Consider the following 18,064-nt stretch of genomic DNA (forward strand, 5'->3'; position numbering starts at 1 on the left):
GACGGGGACGGATGCCAGGCCGCCGGTGATGGAGCCGGGGCGGAACTCGAGGTCGTCGGGAGCGATCGCCAGGCGCAGGGCGGGAATGCGGCGGAACAGGGTGGCCAGGGCGATCCTCAGCTCGATGCGGGCGAGGCTCGCGCCGATGCAGAAATGCGCGCCGTGGCCGAACGCGAGGTGGATGTTGGGGCTGCGGGTGGGGTCGAAGCCGTCGGGATCGGCGAACACGGCCGGGTCACGGTTGGCGACGCCGTTGTTGAGCAGCACGCAGTCGCCGCGCCTGATGATGACGCCTTCGACCTCGACATCCTCGTGCGCGTAGCGGAGCTGCCCCACGCCGTTGGCGGCGGCGATCCGCAGCACCTCCTCGACGGTGTCCTGGGCCAGCCCGTCGGGGTCGGCGACGAAGCGGTCCCGGCGGGCCAGGTCGGCGAGCAGGTAGGCCACGCCCATGTCGATACGGATCATGGTGGTCTCGTGGCCGGCGAACAGCAGGCCGGCGCTGAGGCCGGTGAGCAGGTCGTCGGTGAGCAGCGGCTCCGCGGCCTGGGCCAGGACGAGGTCGCTGATGACGTCCTGCCCGGGATCGGTCCGCTTGACCTCGGCCAGTCGCAGAATGTACGCCTGCAGGTCGTCCCAGGCCGCCCGGGCGGCCTCCACGCCGACGTCCATGCGGCCGAACCGGGTGGACATCTCGTGGAAGTAGTCGCGGTCCGCGAACGGCACGCCGAGCAGCTCGCAGATGACCTGCACCGGCAGCGGGACCGACAGCAGCTCGTGCAGGTCCAGCGGTTGGTCCGGAGCGGCGTCGTGCCGGGCGATCATCTCGTCGATGCGGGCGTCGACGAGCTCCTGCACGTGATCGGACAGCTTGCGCATGCGGCTCGCGGAGAACGCCGGCACCAGCAGCTTGCGCATGAGGGCCTGGGTGGCCTTGTCCGTGTCGTGCTCACCGGCCGGCCCACCGAAGATGACCGCGTCCGACACCTTCGAGGCCTGCTCGGGCCTGGGGTGGGAGCGGCCGAACCGCGGGTCGGTGAAGATCGCGCGGACCTGCTCGAACCGGGTGATCATCCAGGCCGGGTCGCCGGCCGGGGTGATCACCTTGACGGGGGCGGTCTCTTGGCGAAGCACCGTGTACAGGGGCGCGATGTCCAGCGGGTCGGGACGGTCGAACGGCAGCTGCGGGCGGGTCTCGGTGGTGGTCATGTCAGTCCTCCCAGTGGTGACGCGGCGCGGACGCGCAAGGTCTCTAGCCAGCGAAGTTCGGCGTGTGAGCGGCGCAGTCCCTCGTCGAGCACGACTCGGGCCCAGCTGTCGGGCGCAACGGTCGTGATCAGCTCGTCCAGGCGCGCGGCCCGGGCGAGCAGGGCTCGATCGCGCGCGTCGAGCACGACGAGGCGCTCGGCGACGGTCAGCCGGTCGAACTGGGCCAGCCGCGCGGAGAACTCCGTCTGGTCGGCGGCCAGCTCGTCGGGCAGCTCGGCCAGCATGTCGTGCAGCATCTCCAGGCCGACCGGCGTGACCTCGTAGACGTGCCGGGTCGGCCGGCCCTGCTGGGCCTGCGGCGTCCTGGTGACCGCGCCGGCCTCGGTGAAGCGGCGCAACGTCGGGTACAGCGAGTTGTTGGACAGTGTTGTCCCCAAGCTCTGCTCAACCCGTTGGCGCAGCTCGTAACCGTGCGCCGGCTGATGCGCCAGGTTCGAGAGCATCACGATCTCCACCCACACGTAGGTCACCATGACATAGGGGAGGGGCTATGTCATGGTGACCTAGGGGGGAGGTCCGGAAAGGTGGGTCAGACGACCGATCCGGCCGGGATGCGGCTCGGGGCGAACCCTTCCTGGATCCAATTCGGGTAGGCGACCGGTGGCGCGCTGACGGCGTCGAGCTCGGCCAGGTCCTGCTCGGTGAGCGCCAGGTCGACGGCGGCGATGTTGTCGGCCAGTTGGTCGAGTTTGCGGGCGCCGATGATGACGCTGGTGACGGCGCGCTGGGCCAGCAGCCAGGCGATGGCCACCCGAGCGGGGCTCACCTCGTGCCGGGCGGCGACGGTCCGCAGCACGTCCACGATCCGGTAGCCCTTGTCCAGGTCGAACTGGACGAAGTCGCCGCCGACCCGGGCCCGGCGGGTGTTCTCGTCGGTCACGCCGCGGTCGAACTTGCCGGACAGGAAGCCGCCGGCCAGCGGGCTCCACACGGTCAGGCTCAGGCCCGCGTCCTCGGCCATCGGCACCAGGTCGCGCTCGGCGTCGCGGGACACCAGCGAGTAGTGGACCTGATTGGCCACGAACCCGACCTGGTTGTGCCGTGCGGAGATGCCCAGCGCCTTGCTCATCTGCCACGCGGCGAGGTTGGAGGCGCCGATGTAGCGGACCTTGCCCTGCCGCACGGCGTCGTCGAGGGCGGACAGCGTCTCCTCGATCGGCGTCACCCGGTCGTAGTTGTGGATCTGGTAGAGGTCGATGTAGTCGGTCCCGAGCCGGCGCAGGCTGTCCTCCAGCGCCCGGGCCACGTGCAGTCGGGACAGCCCCTGGTCGTTGGGGCCCGGCCCGACCGGGGCCATCAGCTTGGTGGCCAGCACCACGTCCCGGCGGCGCTTGCCGATGGCCTGCCCGAGCAGCTGCTCGGACTCGCCGTCGGCGTAGGCGTCGGCGGTGTCGATGAAGTTGATTCCGGCGTCGAGCGCCGTGCCCACGACCCGATCCACCTCGGCCTGGCCGAGCGCGCCGATCACGCGGTACACGGGGTGGTCCGCGCCGCCGAAGGTCATGGTGCCGAGGGACAGCTCGGACACCCACACTCCGGTGCGGCCGAGCAGGCGGTACTTCACGGGACTACTCCTCTGGTGCGACATCCGTCCGCTTCGACACTACACACTGTCCGGACACTGTGTAGTGTCGCAGTGGGTGGACGTGCACTAGGTTCTGCCCATGCCCTCGATCACCCGACGCGCGTCGAACGCCGCGCGACGAGCCTCGGCCGAGGCGGACATCCTGGCCACCACCCGGCGGCTGCTGGACGACGGCGCGAACTTCACCGAGCTCGGCATCCAGCACATCGCGGCCGAGGCCGGCGTCGCCCGCTCGACCTTCTATGCCCACTTCCGGGACAAGACCGAGCTGCTCGTGCGGCTGGCCACGACGTTGATGGACACGTCCTTCGGGATCGCCTCGGCCTGGGAGCCGACGACCGACGCGGACGGCATGGCGGCCGCGTTCGTGGCGGTGATGGGGGTGTACCGGGAGCACGCCGCCGTGTTGCTGGCGGTCGCGGAGGTCGCCACCTACGACGCGATCGTGCGGGACTTCTGGCGGCAGCGGCTCGCCCAGTTCACGGAGCGCACGATCGACGTGCTGAGCGCCGAGCAGGCGGCCGGACGCACGCCGGACGGTGTGGATCTGGTCCACGCCACCCGGGTCATCGTGCCGGGCGGCGAGCGGGCCATCTTCGACCACATCACCACCGAGGACGCGAGCCAGGACGAGGCCTTCGCCCGCGAACTGGCGCTCATCTGGTGGCACGGCGTCTACCGCCGCCCCACGTAAAACGCCACATGCGCTTCCCAAGTGGCACCAGGGCGCAACTGGGAAGCGCATGTGGCAAGTCAGGGGGTCACATCTTGGCGGCGCCGGAGCGGATGGCGGTGCGGATGCGGGAGTAGGTGCCGCAGCGGCAGATGTTGCGGATCTGGTCGAGGTCGGCGTCGGTGATGGCGCGGCCCTCGGCGCGGACGCGGTGCACGAGGGCGACGGCGGTCATGATCTGCCCGGGCTGGCAGTAGCCGCACTGGGCGACGTCCTGCTCCAGCCAGGCCTCCTGCATGGGGTGCAGCTCCTGGCCGACGGTGGCCGGCAGGCCCTCGATGGTGGTGATCTCGTCGTCGGCCTTGATCGCCGACACGGGCACGGAGCAGGGGTTGAAGGCCTTGCCGTTGATGTGTGAGGTGCAGGACTTGCAGACGTTGAGCCCGCAGCCGTACTTGGGCCCGGTGACGCCGAGCAGGTCGCGCAGCACCCACAGCAGCCGGACGTCGTCGGCGACCTCGACGGTGACCCGCTCGCCGTTGAGCACGAAGGTGTGACTGGACATGCGGCGGGTCTCCTCAGGAGTCGAGGCCGTTGACGGGCGAGGGCGGCGTGGACGGCTCGGTGGGGTAGGGCTCGAAGCCGAGGGTGCCGTGGTTGATCGGGAAGTACGTCGGCGCGGTGCCGGTGGCCCGGGCGTAGGCGCAGGCCACGGCGGCCATGGACGGCGCGACCGCGAGCTCGCCGGCGCCGCTGGGGGTACCGCCGCTGGGCGCGATCACCACCCGCATATCCAGCGGCGTGTTCCACTGCCGGGTGTAGAAGTAGTTGTCCCAGCTGCCTTCCAGCGGGATGCCGTCGCGCATGTGCAGGCTGGACGTCAGCGCCATGGCGATGCCGTCGTTCATGCCGCCGATCATCTGCGCCTCCAGCCCGCGCGGGTTGATGGCGAAGCCGGGGTCGACGACGATCAGCGCCTTGGTCACCCGCGGCCCGGTGACGCCGTCGGTGACGGGGCGGTCGACCGTCTCGGGCCGGCAGTCGATCTCCACCAGGCAGCACACGGCGGCCTGGTACTCGGCGTGCACGGCGATGCCCTGCGCCACGCCCTGGGGCAGGGCCCGCCCCCACTGACCCTCGGTGACGGCCTTCTCGAACACGGCCTTCAACCGGTTGTCCCGCAGGAAGGAGCGGCGCATCGACACCGGGTCCTTGCCCATCTTCGCGGCCAGCCGGTCCACCACCAGCTCCTGAGCGGTGACCACGTTGGGCGAGTAGATGTTGCGCATGGAGCCGGTGTTGAACTTGAGTGGGATCTCGTTGAGCAGCTGGGTGGTGACGCCGAAGTTGTACGGGGACGACTGGGTCAGCAGGAAGATCGACTCGGCGAAGCTGAGGTTGCCGGCGATGGGCAGCTTGGCCGCGAAGGAGGTGAGCATCTCGCCGAGGCCGTGGCTGAACTCGGTCTGCACGCTGGTGTGCCGCTGCTCGTAGCTGATCACGTTGCCCAGCGCGTGGGTGACGCGGATCCGCGAGGTGCACATGGGGTGGGTGCGGCCCTGACGGAAGTCGTCGGTGCGCGACCACATCAGTTTGACCGGCTTGCCCACCTTCTGCGAGATCTCGGCCGCCTCGGCGGCGACGTCGTGGAACAGGTGCCGGCCGAACGAGCCGCCGCCCTGGGCCACGTGCACCTTCACCGCGCCGATCGGCAGGCCCAGCTGGGCGGCGATGTTCTCCTGCGCGACGATCGGCACCTTGAGGCTGGACCAGATCTCGGCGGAGTCCTTGCGCACGTCGGCGATGGCGTTGTCCGGCTCAAGGGGGCTGTTGCTGGCGAAGGCGAAGGTGAACTCGGCGTCGAGCACCTCGGTCAGCAGGCCCGGCACCAGCATCGGCAGCTCGGCCGCTTTCAGCTTGGCCAGCACGGTTTCGTCGGACTCACCGTCCACTGTGCCCGGTCCCCAGCTGACGTCCAGCGCCCGCAGGCCGTCGATGCACTGGCCGAAGGTGTCGGCCCGCACGGCGACGCCGCGGGACACGACGGCGACGTCGGTGACGCCGGGCATGGCCAGCACGGCAGCCTTGTTGTTGACCGAGCGGACGGTGCCGTTGATCGTCGGCGGCCGGCGGACCATGGTCGGCTTGGCGTTGGGCACCTGCATGTCCATGCCGAAGGTCTTGCGCCCCATGACGGCCTCGCGGGCGTCGATGCGGTTCTGCGGCGTGCCCAGCACCGTGAAGTCCGAAGTGGACTTGAGCTGCACGGTCGCGGCCTCGACCTTGGAGCTGGCCGCGGCCACGGCCAGCGAGGCGTAGGTGGCGGTCCGGCCGCTGGCGTGGCTGATCACGCCGTCGCGGGTGGTGAGCTCGGAATCCTTGACGCCCCACTGCTTCGCGGCCGTGGCGACCAGCCGCTGGCGGGCCACGGCGGCGGCGGTGCGGACCGGGGTGTAGATGCTGCGCACCGAGTTGGAGCCGCCGGTGAGCTGGTTCATCAACAGCTCCGGCCGGGCGTCGGCCAGGGTGACGGTCACCTTGTCGAGCGGGAGGTCCATCTCCTCGGCCACCATCATCGCGACGGCGGTGGTGATGCCCTGGCCGACCTCGGCCCGTGGCACCGCGAAGGCCACCGAGCCGTCGCGGTTCACCTGCACGGACACCAGGTTCGCGGTCGGGGCGGCGGCGAGGTTCTGCAGATCGCCGAGGTCGAAGATCTCCTCGGGCTGCGGCAGAGTGGGGACGGCGGCGTCGGCCCGCTGCGGATCGATCCACTGCACGGCGACGGCGAGGGTCGGTGCGGCGAGGAGATACGCGAGGAACCTACGGCGACGGAGGTCTTCGGCCATGGCGCGGAGTGTGGCACCGATCACAGGGGGTCGCCATGGCGGGCGTGCCTACTTCTGGCCCAGTCAGATTGTGCATGCTGCACAACGAGCGGATCCGGTGCGGCGCGCGGGAAACGCGGATCCGGCGGCCGGATGCCCGGAACCGACGCGGATGCCGTGTGGACGTGCGAAAAGGCCCGTGCCTGCGGAAGTGGGGCTCAGGCCAGCGGGCCCGGTGGCAGCAGCCAGGAAGCCTTGAGCGCCAAGGACAATTCCAGGTGCGGCACGTCGGACAGGTCGTTGCCGGTGACGGCCTCGATCCGGGTCAGCCGGTTGATCACCGTGTTCCGGTGGCAGTGCACCAGCTCGGCTGTGCGGCTGACCGAACCGGCGGTGGCGACCCAGGTCTCCAAGGTGTCCAACAGGATCCGCCGCTCGCCCGCGGGGATCTTCAGCAGCGGCCCCAGCCGCAGCCGGATCAGCTCCTCGGCCAGCTCCGGCGAGCTGAGCACCATGGCCTCGGGCAGGCGGTCGGCCAGCGCCGCCACCTCGACCCGGCCCGGCTGCACGGAGCGCCGGGCCAGCGTGGCTTGGCGGTAGGCCACGTCCACGTCGGCCAGGCCGTGCACCACCAGCGACACCCCGGCCGGCACGGTCAGCGCGTCGCGCAGCACCTTCAGCACAATGCCCAGTTCGGGTGAATCCAAGGAGAGCAGCCCGACCAGCGTGTGGGCCCGGAGCTGCCAGGCCGAGTGGATGCCGTGCTCCGCCAGCAGCTGGCCCAGCGCGGGGGAGGCGTCGGCATCGGCCACGACCGCCGCGTACGGACCGTCGACGGGAACGCCGATGATGCGGGCGGCCTCGTGGGCGAAGGCGAGGTCCTTGGCCCGGCCGCGAAGCAGGCCCTCCCACAGGGTGGCGCGGCGCTGCTCGTCGATGCGCACCAGCTGCTGCTCGGCGGCGTGATAGGCGGCGGCGACGTGCGCGGAGGTGGAGTCCACGACCTCCCACAGCCAGCTGGCGATCTCCAACAGCCCTTCGGCGTCCACGCTGCCGTCGGACCGGGCCTGGTCGACCAGCGCCTGCCACAGCAGCCGCCCGCCCAGGCGGAAGGAGCGCAGCACGTCGTCCAGGGGCATGCGCTGCTCGGCGCGGCGGCGGCCGGTGCAGCGGGCGGCGGCGTAGAACTCCTCGGTCGCGTCGTCACGGCCGATCAGTGCCAGCACGCTGGACATGTTGTCGTGACAGGACTTGCGCAGGTCCTCGTCGGACACCACGCCGACCCGGCGGTAGCCCGGGTTCTGCACGGCGATGACGCGCACCAGCTCGTCGGCCAGCCCCGGCACCCGCGTCCGCACACCCGCCGCCAGCTGCTGTGCCGCGATCGTGTCCATCTCAGTCCTTCAAACGCAGGGCCAACCACAGTTCCGCGCGTGTGTCGGCCGAGTCCAGGTCCCGGCCGAGCAGCTGCCCGACCCGGGCGAGCCGGTGCCGCAGCGTGTGTCGGTGCACGCCGAGCGCCGCCGCGGCCGGATCCCACTGGCCGTTGTGCGCCAGCCAGGCCCGCAGCGACGCGATCAGCTCGCCACGACCGGTCGCATCGTGTTCAACGAGCGGGGCGAGCAAGCGGTCCGCGAACACGCCCGCGACTTCGGGATCGACCAGCCGCAGCACGCCGTCGTCGGCCAGCTCCGCGAACCGGACCACCGGCAGGTCGGTCCGGACGGCCGTGGCCAGCGCCCGTTGCGCCTGCTTCAGGGCCTGGTCCATGCCGGTGTAGTCGACGGGATCGGAGACGCCGGCATGCAGCCCCGGCAGCGCCGGCTCGGCATCGGCGGCGATCACCAGCAGCAGCGAATCCCCGTGCGGGGCATGGAAGGCGTCGGTGTCCTCGGCCCGGTCGACGGGGTCTGCCGGTGGCGCGACGGCCCCGCGGCCAGCACGACCCGCACCGGGGCCGCCGGCAGCTCGCCCCACAGATCGGCGGCGATCTCGGCCACCAGCTCCGTCTCCCCGGCCAGCAGCAGCCGCAGCAGCCCGCCGCGCAGCCGCCGGGTCGCGGCCTCGACGGCTTGCGGCCGTTCGAAGCTGACCGTCAACAGCGACGCTGCGGTGGTCAGCACCTGCTGGTCGGCCGGCGTCAGGCGGGTGGTCCGGCCGACCGCGAGGAAGCCACGGATCCGCTCGCCGGCGCCGAGCGTCTGCACGGTGATCTCGACGCCGTCCGACTCGTACGTGAGGCTGGCCGGCCCGGCGTGGAACCGGGCGAGCTCCGCGCGCAGCGCGTCCAGGAGCGGGCTGTCGCCCGCTCGGACCGACCCGCGCGGGTCCAGCAGCACGGCCCAGGCATCGAGTCGGCGGGCCAGCTGCCTGGTAACAGCTGTCACGCCGTCAGCTCTCACCGCCGCCGAGGTCAATGCCCGCTGGGCCTGATAAGCCCTGGTCACGGCGGCGTACTCGGCGGCGGCGACGGCTTTGGCCACCGCCTTGCTGATCGCGATGAACGGCACCTGCCGCGGCACCTCGATCACCGGCAGCCCGACCGCCTCGGCCGCCTTGATCACCGCCGCCGGCACGGCCGCGTGCGTCAGCCCCGTGCCGAACCCCAGCCCGGCGACCCCGGCCTCGTGCAGGCGCCTGATGTAGGCCGCCGCCCCGGTCCGCACCCACAGACCCGTGGTCAGCAGCAGTTCGCCGCCTTCCAGGAACGCCGTCGGATCGGCCAGCTCGCTGGTGTGCACCCACTGCACCGGACGGTCGAGGTGCGCGGCGCCGGCACGGACCAGCAGGCCCAGGTCGGGCCGGTCCACCAGCGCGGCGAGAGTGGGCGTCACTCGGCGGTCCTCGACAGTTCGGCGAACAATTCAGGTCGACTTGTCCAAACAGGCTACTTGGCCGCGGCGGTCCCGCCGACCACCGTTGACCGACAGCCCTGCCATGAGGAGCCGCCCGTGAGCACGTCACCGCCGAAGCTGGCATCGACCCTGCAACGCCGCCACCTGAGCATGATCGCCATTGCCGGGGTGATCGGCGCCGGCCTGTTCGTGGGCAGCGGCGCCGCCATCAAACAGGCCGGGCCGGGCGCGCTGATCGCCTACGCGGTGTGCGGCCTGCTGGTGATCCTGGTGATGCGCATGCTCGGCGAGATGTCGGCGGCCAACCCGGAGACCGGGTCCTTCTCGGCCTACGCCGACCGCGCCATCGGACCGTGGGCCGGCTTCACCATCGGCTGGCTGTACTGGTTCTTCTGGGTCGTCGTGCTCGGCGTCGAAGCGACCGCCGGCGCGACCATCGTGCACCGCTGGCTGCCCGACGTGCCGCAGTGGACGTGCGCGCTGATCCTGATGGCCCTGCTGACCGTCACCAACCTGTTCTCGGTCCGCTCCTACGGCGAGTTCGAGTTCTGGTTCGCCTCCATCAAGGTCGCCGCGATCGCGGTGTTCCTGCTGGTCGGCATCGTGGCGATCCTCGGGCTGCTGCCCGGCTTCAGCTCGCCCGGCCTGTCCAACCTGACCGGGCACGGCGGCTTCCTGCCCAACGGCGCCTCGCCGGTGTTCGCGGCGATGCTGGTGGTGGTGTTCTCCTTCTTCGGCGCGGAGATCGCCACCGTCGCCGCCGGCGAGTCGGCCGACCCCGGGCACGCCGTGCGGTCGGCGGTGCGCTCGGTGGTGTGGCGGATCATCGTGTTCTACCTGGGCTCCATCGCCATCGTGGTGACGCTGCTGCCGTGGGACGACGCCGGCGTGGCCAAGAGCCCGTACGTCGCGGTGCTGGACCGGATCGGGTTGCCGGCCGCCGGTGTCGTGATGGACGTGATCGTGCTGACCTCGGTGCTGTCGTGCCTGAACTCCGGCCTTTACACGGCCTCCCGCATGATGTTCTCGCTGTCCAACCGCAACGACGCGCCGCAGTTCCTGGGCCGCATCGGAAGGACCGGCGTGCCGACGGCGGCGGTGCTGGTGTCCACTGTGGTCGGTTTCGTCACGGTGGTCTTCAACTACATCTCGCCGGACACCGTGTTCCTGTTCCTCACCAACTCCTCCGGCGCGATCGCCGTGTTCGTGTGGCTGGTGATCGCCGTGTCCCAGCTGCGCATGCGGCGCCAGCTGGAGCGGGACGCGCCGGAGCGACTGACCCTGCGCATGTGGGGGTACCCGTACCTGACCTGGGTGTCGATCGTGGCGATGATCGTGCTGCTGGCCGGCATGGCCTTCGACGCCGACGCCCGCTCGCAACTGCTGCTGAGCCTGCTGGTCGCGGCGCTGGTCTTGGTCGTGAGCTTCGTCCGGCAGCGCGCCCGGGTCCGAACCTCCGTATAAGAAAGGAAACCTCGTGGCTACGCCCACTATCGCCCGCCACCTCGTCACCGAGATCCCGGGGCCCAAGTCGCAGGCCGCCCAGCAGCGCCGGCAGCGGGCGGTGGCCGCCGGCGTCGGCAGCACGCTGCCGGTCTTCGTCGAGTCCGCCGGCGCCGGCCTGCTGCACGACGTGGACGGCAACACGTTGGTGGACCTGGGTTCCGGCATCGCCGTGACCAGCGTCGGCGCCGCCGCGCCGGAGGTCGTCGCGGCGGTGCAGGAGCAGGTCGCCAAGTTCACCCACACCTGCTTCATGGTCACGCCGTACGAGGCCTACGTGGAGGTGTGCGAGCAGCTCGGGGAGCTGACGCCCGGCTCGCACGAGAAGCGGTCGGCGCTGTTCAACTCGGGCGCCGAGGCGGTGGAGAACGCCGTCAAGATCGCCCGGCACGCCACCGGGCGGCAGGCGGTGGTGGTGTTCGACCACGCCTACCACGGCCGCACCAACCTCACGATGGCCTTGACGGCCAAGAACATGCCGTACAAGCACCGCTTCGGGCCGTTCGCGCCCGAAGTCTACCGGCTGCCGATGTCCTACCCGTTGCGCGACCCCGCCGGGCTGACCGGGGAGCAGGCCGCGGCGCGGGCGTTGGACCTGCTGGACAAGCAGGTCGGCGCGGACAACGTGGCCTGCGTGCTGATCGAGCCGATCCAGGGCGAGGGCGGCTTCATCGTGCCGGCGCCGGGCTTCCTCAAGGCCGTGGCCGACTGGTGCCGGGACAAGGGTGTGCTGTTCGTCGCCGACGAGATCCAGACCGGCTTCTGCCGCACCGGATCCTGGTTCGCCAGCGACCACGAGGGCGTGGTGCCCGATCTCGTCACCACGGCCAAGGGCATCGCCGGCGGCCTGCCGCTGGCCGCCGTCACGGGCCGAGCCGAGATCATGGACGCCGTGCACGGCGGCGGCCTGGGCGGCACCTACGGCGGCAATCCCGTGGCCTGCGCCGCCGCGCTGGCGTCCATCCGCATCATGCGCGAGCAGAACCTGAACGCCGCGGCCAAGGCGATCGAGGACATCACGTTGCCCCGGCTGCGGGAGCTGGCCGCCGGTTTCCCGGCCGTCGGCGACGTGCGTGGACGGGGCGCGATGCTGGCCGTGGAGCTGGTGAAGCCAGGCACCCTGGAGCCGGACCCGGAACTGACCGGGCGGATCGCGAAGGCTTGCCACGCAAGGGGAGTCGTGGTGCTCACGGCCGGCACGCACGGCAACGTGCTGCGGCTGCTGCCGCCGCTCGTGATCCCGGCGGATGTCCTGAACGACGGCCTCGACGTGCTCGCTGAAGCGATTCAGATCACGATAAGGTAACGGCGACTGTCGCGAGTGATCGGGTCACCGGTCCACCCCGTAATGCCGGATAGCAATCGCATCCAGGAAAGGTGGTCGGACCGGTGATCTCTCGCGTGGTGCGCAAGGCCGCCGTCCTCGTCGTGCTCGGCATCGGCACCTTGCTGCCGCTCTCCGGCTGCGCCATCGGCCAGTCGCAGGCCGCGACGCCGCCCGGTCAGGTGGACCCGAGCAACCCGTTGGACGTCGGCACCCAGGTAACGCAGAGCCAGTGGGGACCGGTGGGACCGGCGGACCGGCTGATGCTGGTCAAGGTCGCGCTGGCCGGCTCGTGGGAGCTGCCCAGCGGCGAGATGGCGCAGACCATGACCAGCAACCCGTCGGTCCGGCTGGCCGGGCAGCACCTCATCCAGGGCCACACCATGCTCAACAAGATGAACGTGCAGATCGCCCAGCAGTTGGGGGTGACGCTGCCGACGAAGCCGCTGCCCGAACAGCAGGGCTTCCTGACCAACATGCAGCAACAGCGGCCGGGCATCGACTTCGACCGGGCCTTCGTCGGGCCGCTGCGCGACCAGCACGGCTCGGTCTACCAGCTGCTCTCGCAGGTGCGGACCGGCACCCGCAACTCGCTGATCCGCGACTTCGCGAACCAGTGCATGGCCACGGTGCTCGACCACATCACGGTGCTGGAGCAGACCGGACTGGTCAACTACAGCGCGCTGAACTCGCCGACCGCGCCGCCGGTCACCCCGGTGACGACCGCGGCGCAGATCACGTCCAACAACAACAGCAGCATCGGGGTGTTCATCATCGCGGCGCTGATGGCCGGACTGGCGATCCTGGTGCCGATCCTGCGCCGGGGCGGCTCCAGCGGCAAGCGGAGGGCCGGGTCTGCGATCCCGGAGTGACAGCGCTTAGATGGAGGCCGTGAGTGTCGACGCGCTGCTGCTGCTGTCCTTCGGCGGGCCGGAGGGACCGGCCGAGGTCCGCCCGTTCCTGGAGAACGTGACCAGGGGGCGCGGCGTTCCGCCGGAGCGGCTGGACGAGGTGGCGCAGCACTACCTGCACTTCGACGGCGTCTCTCCGATCAACCGGCTCAACCGGGACCTGATCGAGGCGATCCGCTCGGCACTGGCGGCGGCCGGCCTGGACCTTCCCGTCTACTTCGGCAATCGCAACTGGCATCCGATGATCGAGGACACCGTCGGCGAGATGTCGGCCGACGGTGTCCGCCGTGCGCTGGTCTTTCCCACCAGCGCCTACGGCGGCTACTCGGCCTGCCGCCAGTACGACGAGGACATCCTGCGGGCCCGCGCGGCCGTCGCGAACGCGCCCGAGCTGGTGAAGCTCCGGCATTACTTCGACCACCCCGGTTTCGTGCTGCCCTTCGCCGACGCCGTGCGTGAGGCCGCCGCCGGCTTCGAGGACTACCGGCTCGTGTTCACCGCCCACTCCATCCCCAACTCCTTCGACGCCACCGCCGGGCCTTCGGAGCTGGGCGGCCACCTGTACTCGAAGCAGGTGGCCGAGGCCGCCCGGCTGATCGCCGCCGAGCTGGGCGTCGCCGAGTACGACGTGGTCTGGCAGTCCCGCTCCGGGCCGCCGCAGGTGCCGTGGCTCGACCCCGACATCGTCGATCACGTCGATGCCCTGCACGCCAAGGGCGTCGCCAACCTCGTGGTGTGCCCGGTCGGCTTCGTCAGCGACCACCTGGAGGTCGTGTGGGACCTCGACACCGAGGCCCGCGAGCGCGCCGAGGAGCACGGCATGGGCTTCGCCCGCGCCGCCACGCCCGGCCCGGATCGGCGGTTCGCCGCCATGGTCCTGGAGCTGGTCCAGGAACACCTCGCCGCCGCCGAACCCCGCAAGCTGTCGACGTTGCCGACGCTGGGCTGCACCGTCAACGGCGAGTTCTGCGCCGTGGCGTGCTGCGAGCCGCCGGCCCGGCGGCCGGCGGCCGATCGGGCAGCGTCCCCGTCCCGTTGAGGAGAGTGCTCAGCGGGAACGGGCCCGCCGCACGCCCGTGACCAGCGACCACAGGCCGAGCAGGACCACGATCGGGCCGATGGTGGCCCACAGTTTCGATCCGGTCATGAAACTGCCGGTCACGTAGCCGAAACCCTGCGCCGACCACAACGCGCCGAGCAGCACCAGCACCACACCCAGCGCGACGAACACCCATGTCTTCACGACGTCACTCTATGCCCGCCGATGTGTGCCACATGACGCCAATTCACCGAGCCGGCCTCGCCTCGCCCGCCGGATTCTGGTGAACTCGTCCAACCCCTGCCGGAGATGAGGAGTTGACCAGATCATGCAGAGAAAGCGGATCATGGCGGCGGTGGGCGCCGCCGCCGTGCTCGCGACGGGCCTGACCGCCTGCGGCGGCTCCGGGTCGAACGGCTCGGGCGGCGCCGGGCAGTTCAACGCGGCCGTCGGCAAGGTGTTCAACCCCTCGGACGCCAAGGGCGGCGTCGTCCGCATGGCCAACTCGGGCGACTGGGACTCGCTGGACCCGGCCGACTCGTACTACAGCTACGAGTGGGACTTCTCCCGGCTGTTCGGCCGCAGCCTGCTCACCTTCGCGCCGGCCCCGGGCCCGGCCGGCGCCAAGCTGGTGCCGGACCTGGCCACCGGCCTGGGCAAGGCCAGCGACGACGACAAGACCTGGACCTACCACATCCGCACGGGTGTGAAGTTCGAGGACGGCACGACCGTGACCTCGAAGGACGTCAAGTACGCGGTGGCCCGGTCGCTGGACAAGACCGTGTTCCCGGACGGGCCGACGTACTTCAACGACTACCTCGACCTGCAGGGCTACACCTCGCCGTACAAGGACAAGGGCGACCTGAAGGCCATCGAGACCCCGGACGACACGACCATCGTCTTCCACCTCAAGCAGCCGTTCGCCGCGTTCGACTACTTCGCCATGCTGCCCTCGACCATCCCGGTCCCGGCGGCCAAGGACGCCGGCAGCGACTACAAGAAGCACGTGGTGTCGAGCGGGCCGTACAAGTTCGGCCAGAACAACCAGGGCAAGAACTTCACGCTCGTCCGCAACGACCAGTGGGACCAGAAGACGGATCCGCTGCGCAAGGCGCTGCCCGACGAGTTCGACGTCGCGCTGAACACCAACGCCGACGACATCGACCAGCGGCTGCTGTCCGGTGACCTGGAGTTCGATGTCACGGGCGTCGGCGTGCAGGCCGCGGCGCAGGGCAAGGTGCTGGGCGACCAGAAGCTGAAGTCCAACGCCGACAACCCGTCCAGCGCCCGGCTCTGGTACACCGCGATCAACAGCGACGTCGCGCCGCTGGACAACGTGCACTGCCGGCGGGCCGTGGAGTACGGCGCCGACAAGGCGTCCTACCAGGCCGCGTACGGCGGTACCATCGGCGGCGACATCGCCACCAACCTCCAGCCGCCGGTCATCCCCGGCGCCCAGGCGTTCAACCCCTACCCGACGCCGAACAACGCCGGCGACGAGGCCAAGGCCAAGCAGGAGCTGACGGCCTGCGGGCAGGCCGGTGGATTCAGCACCAACGTCTCCTACCGGGCTGAGCGGCCGCGTGAGAAGGCGACCGCCGAGGCGCTGCAGCAGTCGCTGGCCAAGGTCGGCATCAAGCTGACGATCAAGCCGTTCCCGCAGGGCGACTACGGCAAGCTGTACGCCGGCAAGCCCGACTACGCCAAGAACAACCAGCTGGGCCTGATGGTCTACGGCTGGCAGGCCGACTGGCCCGAGGGCTTCGGCTACTTCAGCCAGATCGTCGACAGCCGGGTGATCCGGGCCTCCGGGGGCAACAGCAACCTCGGCGTGAAGGACCCGGAGGTGGACGCGCTGGTGGACAAGGCGGCCATCACCGAGGACGCCACCGCGCGGCAGCAGATCTGGGGCCAGGTCGACCAGAAGGTCATGGACGACGCCTACATCCTGCCGGGCCTGGTGGCCAAGTCCCTGCTGTACCGGCCGGCCAACGGCACCAACCTGTTCGTGTCCGACGGCTACGGCATGTACGACTACGCCGCGGTCGGCGTGAAGAAGTAGGGTTTTCTCCAGCGCCGGCCCCGGTGTCCGTTGTGGACACCGGGGCCGGCACTGTCCTGAGTGGACACTGTGCCGGCCGAACGGGTCGTTTCACCGCTCCGAATGACGAGAACTTCCGGTCGGTCGGCCGTCGCCACCGCGATTCCCTGCTCAACTTGGGCGTCCCCGAGTCGAGGAGCGGTCGGACATGCGGATCGTGGCGGCGGTGGCTGTCGTGGCGGTGGCGTTGACCGCGTGCAGCGGCGCTCCAGGTCCGGCCCCCGGCGGACGGCGGGCAGTTCAATGCCGCGGTGGGCCACGTGGTCGCGCCGTCGGACGCCAAGGGCGGCGTGGTGCGGCTGGCGGACTCGGGCGACTGGGACTCGCTGGACCCGGCCGAGTCGTACTACGCGTACGAGATGGACTTCGCCCGGCTCTACGGCCGCAGCCTGGTCACCTTCGCCGCCGCGCCGGGGGGCGGACGGCGCGAAGCTGGTGCCGGATCTGGCCACGGGGCCGGGAACTCCCAGCGATGACGCCCGAACGTGGACCTGTCACCTGCGCAGCGGCGTGAAGTTCGAGGACGGCGTGACCGTGACGTCCAAGGACGTCAAGTACGCGGTCGAGCGGTCGCTGGCCAAGACGACGTTCCCGGCCGGGCCGAGCTACCTCAACCAGTACCTCGACCTCCAGGGCTACACCTCGCCCTACCAGGACCCGACGCCGGACAAGCTGGGCCTCAAGGCGGTCGAGACGCCCGATGACTCGACCGTCGTCTTCCACCTCAAGCAGCCGTTCGCGGCCTTCGACGACGTGGTGATGATGCCGCCGACCATCCCGGTCGAACGGGCCAAGGACACCGGTGTGGACTACAAGAAACACCCGTTGTCGACCGGGCCGTACATGTTCGGCACGGTCAACCCCGGCAAGAACTTCACGCTCGTGCGCAATCCCCGGTGGGACCAGAGGACCGACCCGATCCGCAAGGCCCTGCCCGACGAGTTCGACGTCGCGCTGAACACCAACGCCGATGACATCGACCAGCGGCTCATCGCCGGCGACCTCGACCTGGACGTCACCGGCCTCGGCGTGCGGGCCGCGGCCCAGGGCCGGATCCTCGGCGACCCGCGGCTCAAGGCCGACGCCGACAACCCGGCCAGCGCGCGGGCCCTGTACACCAGCCTCAATCCCGACGTCGCCCGCTCGACAACATCCATTGTCGGCAGGCCATGGAGTACGCCGTCGACCGCACCACCGTGCAGACCGCGTTCGGCGGCTCGTACGGCGGCGACATCGTCATCAACCTCCAGCCGCCGATCATGCCCGGTACCAAGGTGTTCGACCCGTACCCGTCGCCCAACCACGCCGGCGACGTCGTCAAGGCCCGCGACGAACTCGGCCGATGCGGCCACCCCGACGGCTTCGCCACCAACGTCGCCTACCGCGCCGAGTGGCCCCACGAGAAGGCCGCCGCCGAGGCGCTGCAACAGTCTCTGGCCCGGGTCGGCATCAAGCTGACGCTGGAGTCCTTTCCGCCCGGCCAGGCTCACCAACGTCTTCGTCACCGACGCCTACGGCATGTACGACTACGCCGCCCTGGGCGTCAAGCGCTGACCCCCCTTATGCAGGGAAGGACGCCTTACCCTCGTTGAACGCGGGTAAGGCGTCCTTCCCTGCGTCACACGGTCACCACCTGGTCGCGTTCGACGCCCTGGTGGCCGTTCCGGAGGGATCGACGACATGGCCGCGCAGCTCACCTCGAACTTCGGCACGGCGTCGCCGTCGTTCTCGACGACGAGCCCGCTCAACGCGGTGGCGTGCTACGGCGGCCCGAACCCGACGCCGTCGTTCATCAACCTGGCGATGGCCGTCCAGTTCAGCTGAGCCCGGCTCGGTGTTCGGTGGACGGGGTCCTACCGGCTCTTGTTCGCGTGCTCGCCCAGGACCCGGACGGCCTCGTCCACCGCCGCGCATCGCGCCCGGCGCACGGCGTCGGTGAGCGGTCGCAGGGCCTCGTCCCGGCCCCGGGTGGCCGA

Annotated in this window: 17 protein-coding genes and 1 pseudogene; 9 read left to right on the forward strand and 9 right to left on the reverse strand. The window is 70.5% G+C overall.

Features of this window, described 5'->3' with window-relative positions:
* From KUTG_RS41530 to KUTG_RS41540, 3 genes are all read right to left on the reverse strand, one after another.
* Nucleotides 1–1,209, reverse strand: a 1,209-nt coding sequence (locus tag KUTG_RS41530) for a cytochrome P450 (protein WP_043724911.1), incomplete at its 3' end; no start/stop codon positions are given.
* A complete protein-coding gene (locus tag KUTG_RS41535) occupies nt 1,206–1,742 on the reverse strand; it encodes a PadR family transcriptional regulator (RefSeq protein WP_232241236.1) in 537 nt (178 codons plus the stop codon). The genes KUTG_RS41535 and KUTG_RS41530, both read right to left, overlap by 4 nt.
* A gap of 56 nt (nt 1,743–1,798) precedes the next feature.
* On the reverse strand, nt 1,799–2,833 hold the full coding sequence (locus KUTG_RS41540) for an aldo/keto reductase (protein WP_043724912.1): 1,035 nt from the start codon (nt 2,831–2,833) through the stop codon (nt 1,799–1,801).
* A 100-nt stretch (nt 2,834–2,933) separates the two neighbouring features.
* Between KUTG_RS41540 and KUTG_RS41545 the strand changes: the two genes are divergently transcribed.
* A complete protein-coding gene (locus tag KUTG_RS41545; protein WP_052396018.1) occupies nt 2,934–3,548 on the forward strand; it encodes a TetR/AcrR family transcriptional regulator in 615 nt (204 codons plus the stop codon).
* A 67-nt stretch (nt 3,549–3,615) separates the two neighbouring features.
* Here the strand turns inward: KUTG_RS41545 and KUTG_RS41550 are convergent, their stop codons facing one another.
* The 5 genes from KUTG_RS41550 to KUTG_RS41565 all read right to left on the reverse strand — a co-directional run bounded on the left by KUTG_RS41550 (nt 3,616) and on the right by KUTG_RS41565 (nt 9,189).
* Complete coding sequence (locus KUTG_RS41550; protein ID WP_043724913.1) at nt 3,616–4,092, reverse strand: (2Fe-2S)-binding protein; 477 nt, start codon at nt 4,090–4,092, stop codon at nt 3,616–3,618.
* Between the two features lie 13 nt (nt 4,093–4,105).
* On the reverse strand, nt 4,106–6,376 hold the full coding sequence (locus KUTG_RS41555) for a molybdopterin cofactor-binding domain-containing protein (protein ID WP_052396019.1): 2,271 nt from the start codon (nt 6,374–6,376) through the stop codon (nt 4,106–4,108).
* A gap of 197 nt (nt 6,377–6,573) precedes the next feature.
* Complete coding sequence (locus tag KUTG_RS41560; RefSeq protein WP_043724914.1) at nt 6,574–7,749, reverse strand: PucR family transcriptional regulator; 1,176 nt, start codon at nt 7,747–7,749, stop codon at nt 6,574–6,576.
* Nucleotide 7,750: 1 nt separating this feature from the next.
* Nucleotides 7,751–8,200 carry a PucR family transcriptional regulator gene (locus KUTG_RS64535; RefSeq protein ID WP_052396020.1) on the reverse strand — a complete coding sequence of 150 codons (450 nt, stop codon included), beginning with the start codon at nt 8,198–8,200 and terminating at the stop codon, nt 7,751–7,753.
* Nucleotides 8,197–9,189, reverse strand: a complete 993-nt coding sequence (locus tag KUTG_RS41565; protein WP_052396021.1) for a PucR family transcriptional regulator ligand-binding domain-containing protein — start codon at nt 9,187–9,189, stop codon at nt 8,197–8,199. Before KUTG_RS41565 ends, KUTG_RS64535 begins: the two co-directional genes overlap by 4 nt.
* 171 nt (nt 9,190–9,360) lie before the next feature.
* Between KUTG_RS41565 and KUTG_RS41570 the strand changes: the two genes are divergently transcribed.
* The 4 genes from KUTG_RS41570 to KUTG_RS41585 all read left to right on the forward strand — a co-directional run bounded on the left by KUTG_RS41570 (nt 9,361) and on the right by KUTG_RS41585 (nt 13,987).
* Nucleotides 9,361–10,674, forward strand: a complete 1,314-nt coding sequence (locus KUTG_RS41570) for an amino acid permease (RefSeq protein ID WP_052396806.1) — start codon at nt 9,361–9,363, stop codon at nt 10,672–10,674.
* A gap of 13 nt (nt 10,675–10,687) precedes the next feature.
* Nucleotides 10,688–12,019: a 4-aminobutyrate--2-oxoglutarate transaminase gene (gabT, locus tag KUTG_RS41575; RefSeq protein WP_043724921.1), complete on the forward strand. Its 1,332-nt coding sequence runs from the start codon at nt 10,688–10,690 to the stop codon at nt 12,017–12,019.
* A gap of 83 nt (nt 12,020–12,102) precedes the next feature.
* Entirely contained in the window at nt 12,103–12,909 is an 807-nt protein-coding gene (locus tag KUTG_RS41580; protein WP_157495157.1) for a DUF4142 domain-containing protein, read from the forward strand.
* A 19-nt stretch (nt 12,910–12,928) separates the two neighbouring features.
* Nucleotides 12,929–13,987, forward strand: a complete 1,059-nt coding sequence (locus KUTG_RS41585) for a ferrochelatase (RefSeq protein ID WP_043732454.1) — start codon at nt 12,929–12,931, stop codon at nt 13,985–13,987.
* A gap of 9 nt (nt 13,988–13,996) precedes the next feature.
* Here the strand turns inward: KUTG_RS41585 and KUTG_RS41590 are convergent, their stop codons facing one another.
* Nucleotides 13,997–14,191 carry a hypothetical protein gene (locus KUTG_RS41590; RefSeq protein ID WP_043724924.1) on the reverse strand — a complete coding sequence of 65 codons (195 nt, stop codon included), beginning with the start codon at nt 14,189–14,191 and terminating at the stop codon, nt 13,997–13,999.
* A gap of 124 nt (nt 14,192–14,315) precedes the next feature.
* On the opposite strand from KUTG_RS41590, the gene KUTG_RS41595 reads away from it, so the two are divergent.
* The 4 genes and pseudogenes from KUTG_RS41595 (at nt 14,316) to KUTG_RS59620 (ending at nt 17,912) form a co-directional block, all read left to right on the forward strand.
* A complete protein-coding gene (locus KUTG_RS41595) occupies nt 14,316–16,049 on the forward strand; it encodes an ABC transporter substrate-binding protein (protein WP_043724927.1) in 1,734 nt (577 codons plus the stop codon).
* A gap of 290 nt (nt 16,050–16,339) precedes the next feature.
* On the forward strand, nt 16,340–16,564 hold the full coding sequence (locus KUTG_RS64540) for a hypothetical protein (RefSeq protein WP_052396023.1): 225 nt from the start codon (nt 16,340–16,342) through the stop codon (nt 16,562–16,564).
* A pseudogene (locus KUTG_RS41600) lies at nt 16,524–17,680 on the forward strand (ABC transporter substrate-binding protein). The gene KUTG_RS64540 and the pseudogene KUTG_RS41600 overlap by 41 nt, the downstream one beginning before the upstream one ends.
* An 88-nt stretch (nt 17,681–17,768) precedes the next feature.
* Entirely contained in the window at nt 17,769–17,912 is a 144-nt protein-coding gene (locus tag KUTG_RS59620; protein WP_157495158.1) for a hypothetical protein, read from the forward strand.
* Nucleotides 17,913–18,064: the final 152 nt, after the last annotated feature.

Source organism: Kutzneria sp. 744 (assembly GCF_000568255.1).
Lineage (GTDB): Bacteria > Actinomycetota > Actinomycetes > Mycobacteriales > Pseudonocardiaceae > Kutzneria.

Bases quoted from the DNA above. Each gene is read 5' to 3' on its own strand.
- KUTG_RS41535 (WP_232241236.1), bottom strand. From the start codon at position 1,742: ATGGTGACCTACGTGTGGGTGGAGATCGTGATGCTCTCGAACCTGGCG.
- KUTG_RS41545 (WP_052396018.1), top strand. From the start codon at position 2,934: ATGCCCTCGATCACCCGACGCGCGTCGAACGCCGCGCGACGAGCCTCG.
- KUTG_RS41550 (WP_043724913.1), bottom strand. From the start codon at position 4,092: ATGTCCAGTCACACCTTCGTGCTCAACGGCGAGCGGGTCACCGTCGAG.
- KUTG_RS41555 (WP_052396019.1), bottom strand. From the start codon at position 6,376: ATGGCCGAAGACCTCCGTCGCCGTAGGTTCCTCGCGTATCTCCTCGCC.
- KUTG_RS41560 (WP_043724914.1), bottom strand. From the start codon at position 7,749: ATGGACACGATCGCGGCACAGCAGCTGGCGGCGGGTGTGCGGACGCGG.
- KUTG_RS41570 (WP_052396806.1), top strand. From the start codon at position 9,361: ATGATCGCCATTGCCGGGGTGATCGGCGCCGGCCTGTTCGTGGGCAGC.
- KUTG_RS41595 (WP_043724927.1), top strand. From the start codon at position 14,316: ATGCAGAGAAAGCGGATCATGGCGGCGGTGGGCGCCGCCGCCGTGCTC.
- KUTG_RS59620 (WP_157495158.1), top strand. From the start codon at position 17,769: ATGGCCGCGCAGCTCACCTCGAACTTCGGCACGGCGTCGCCGTCGTTC.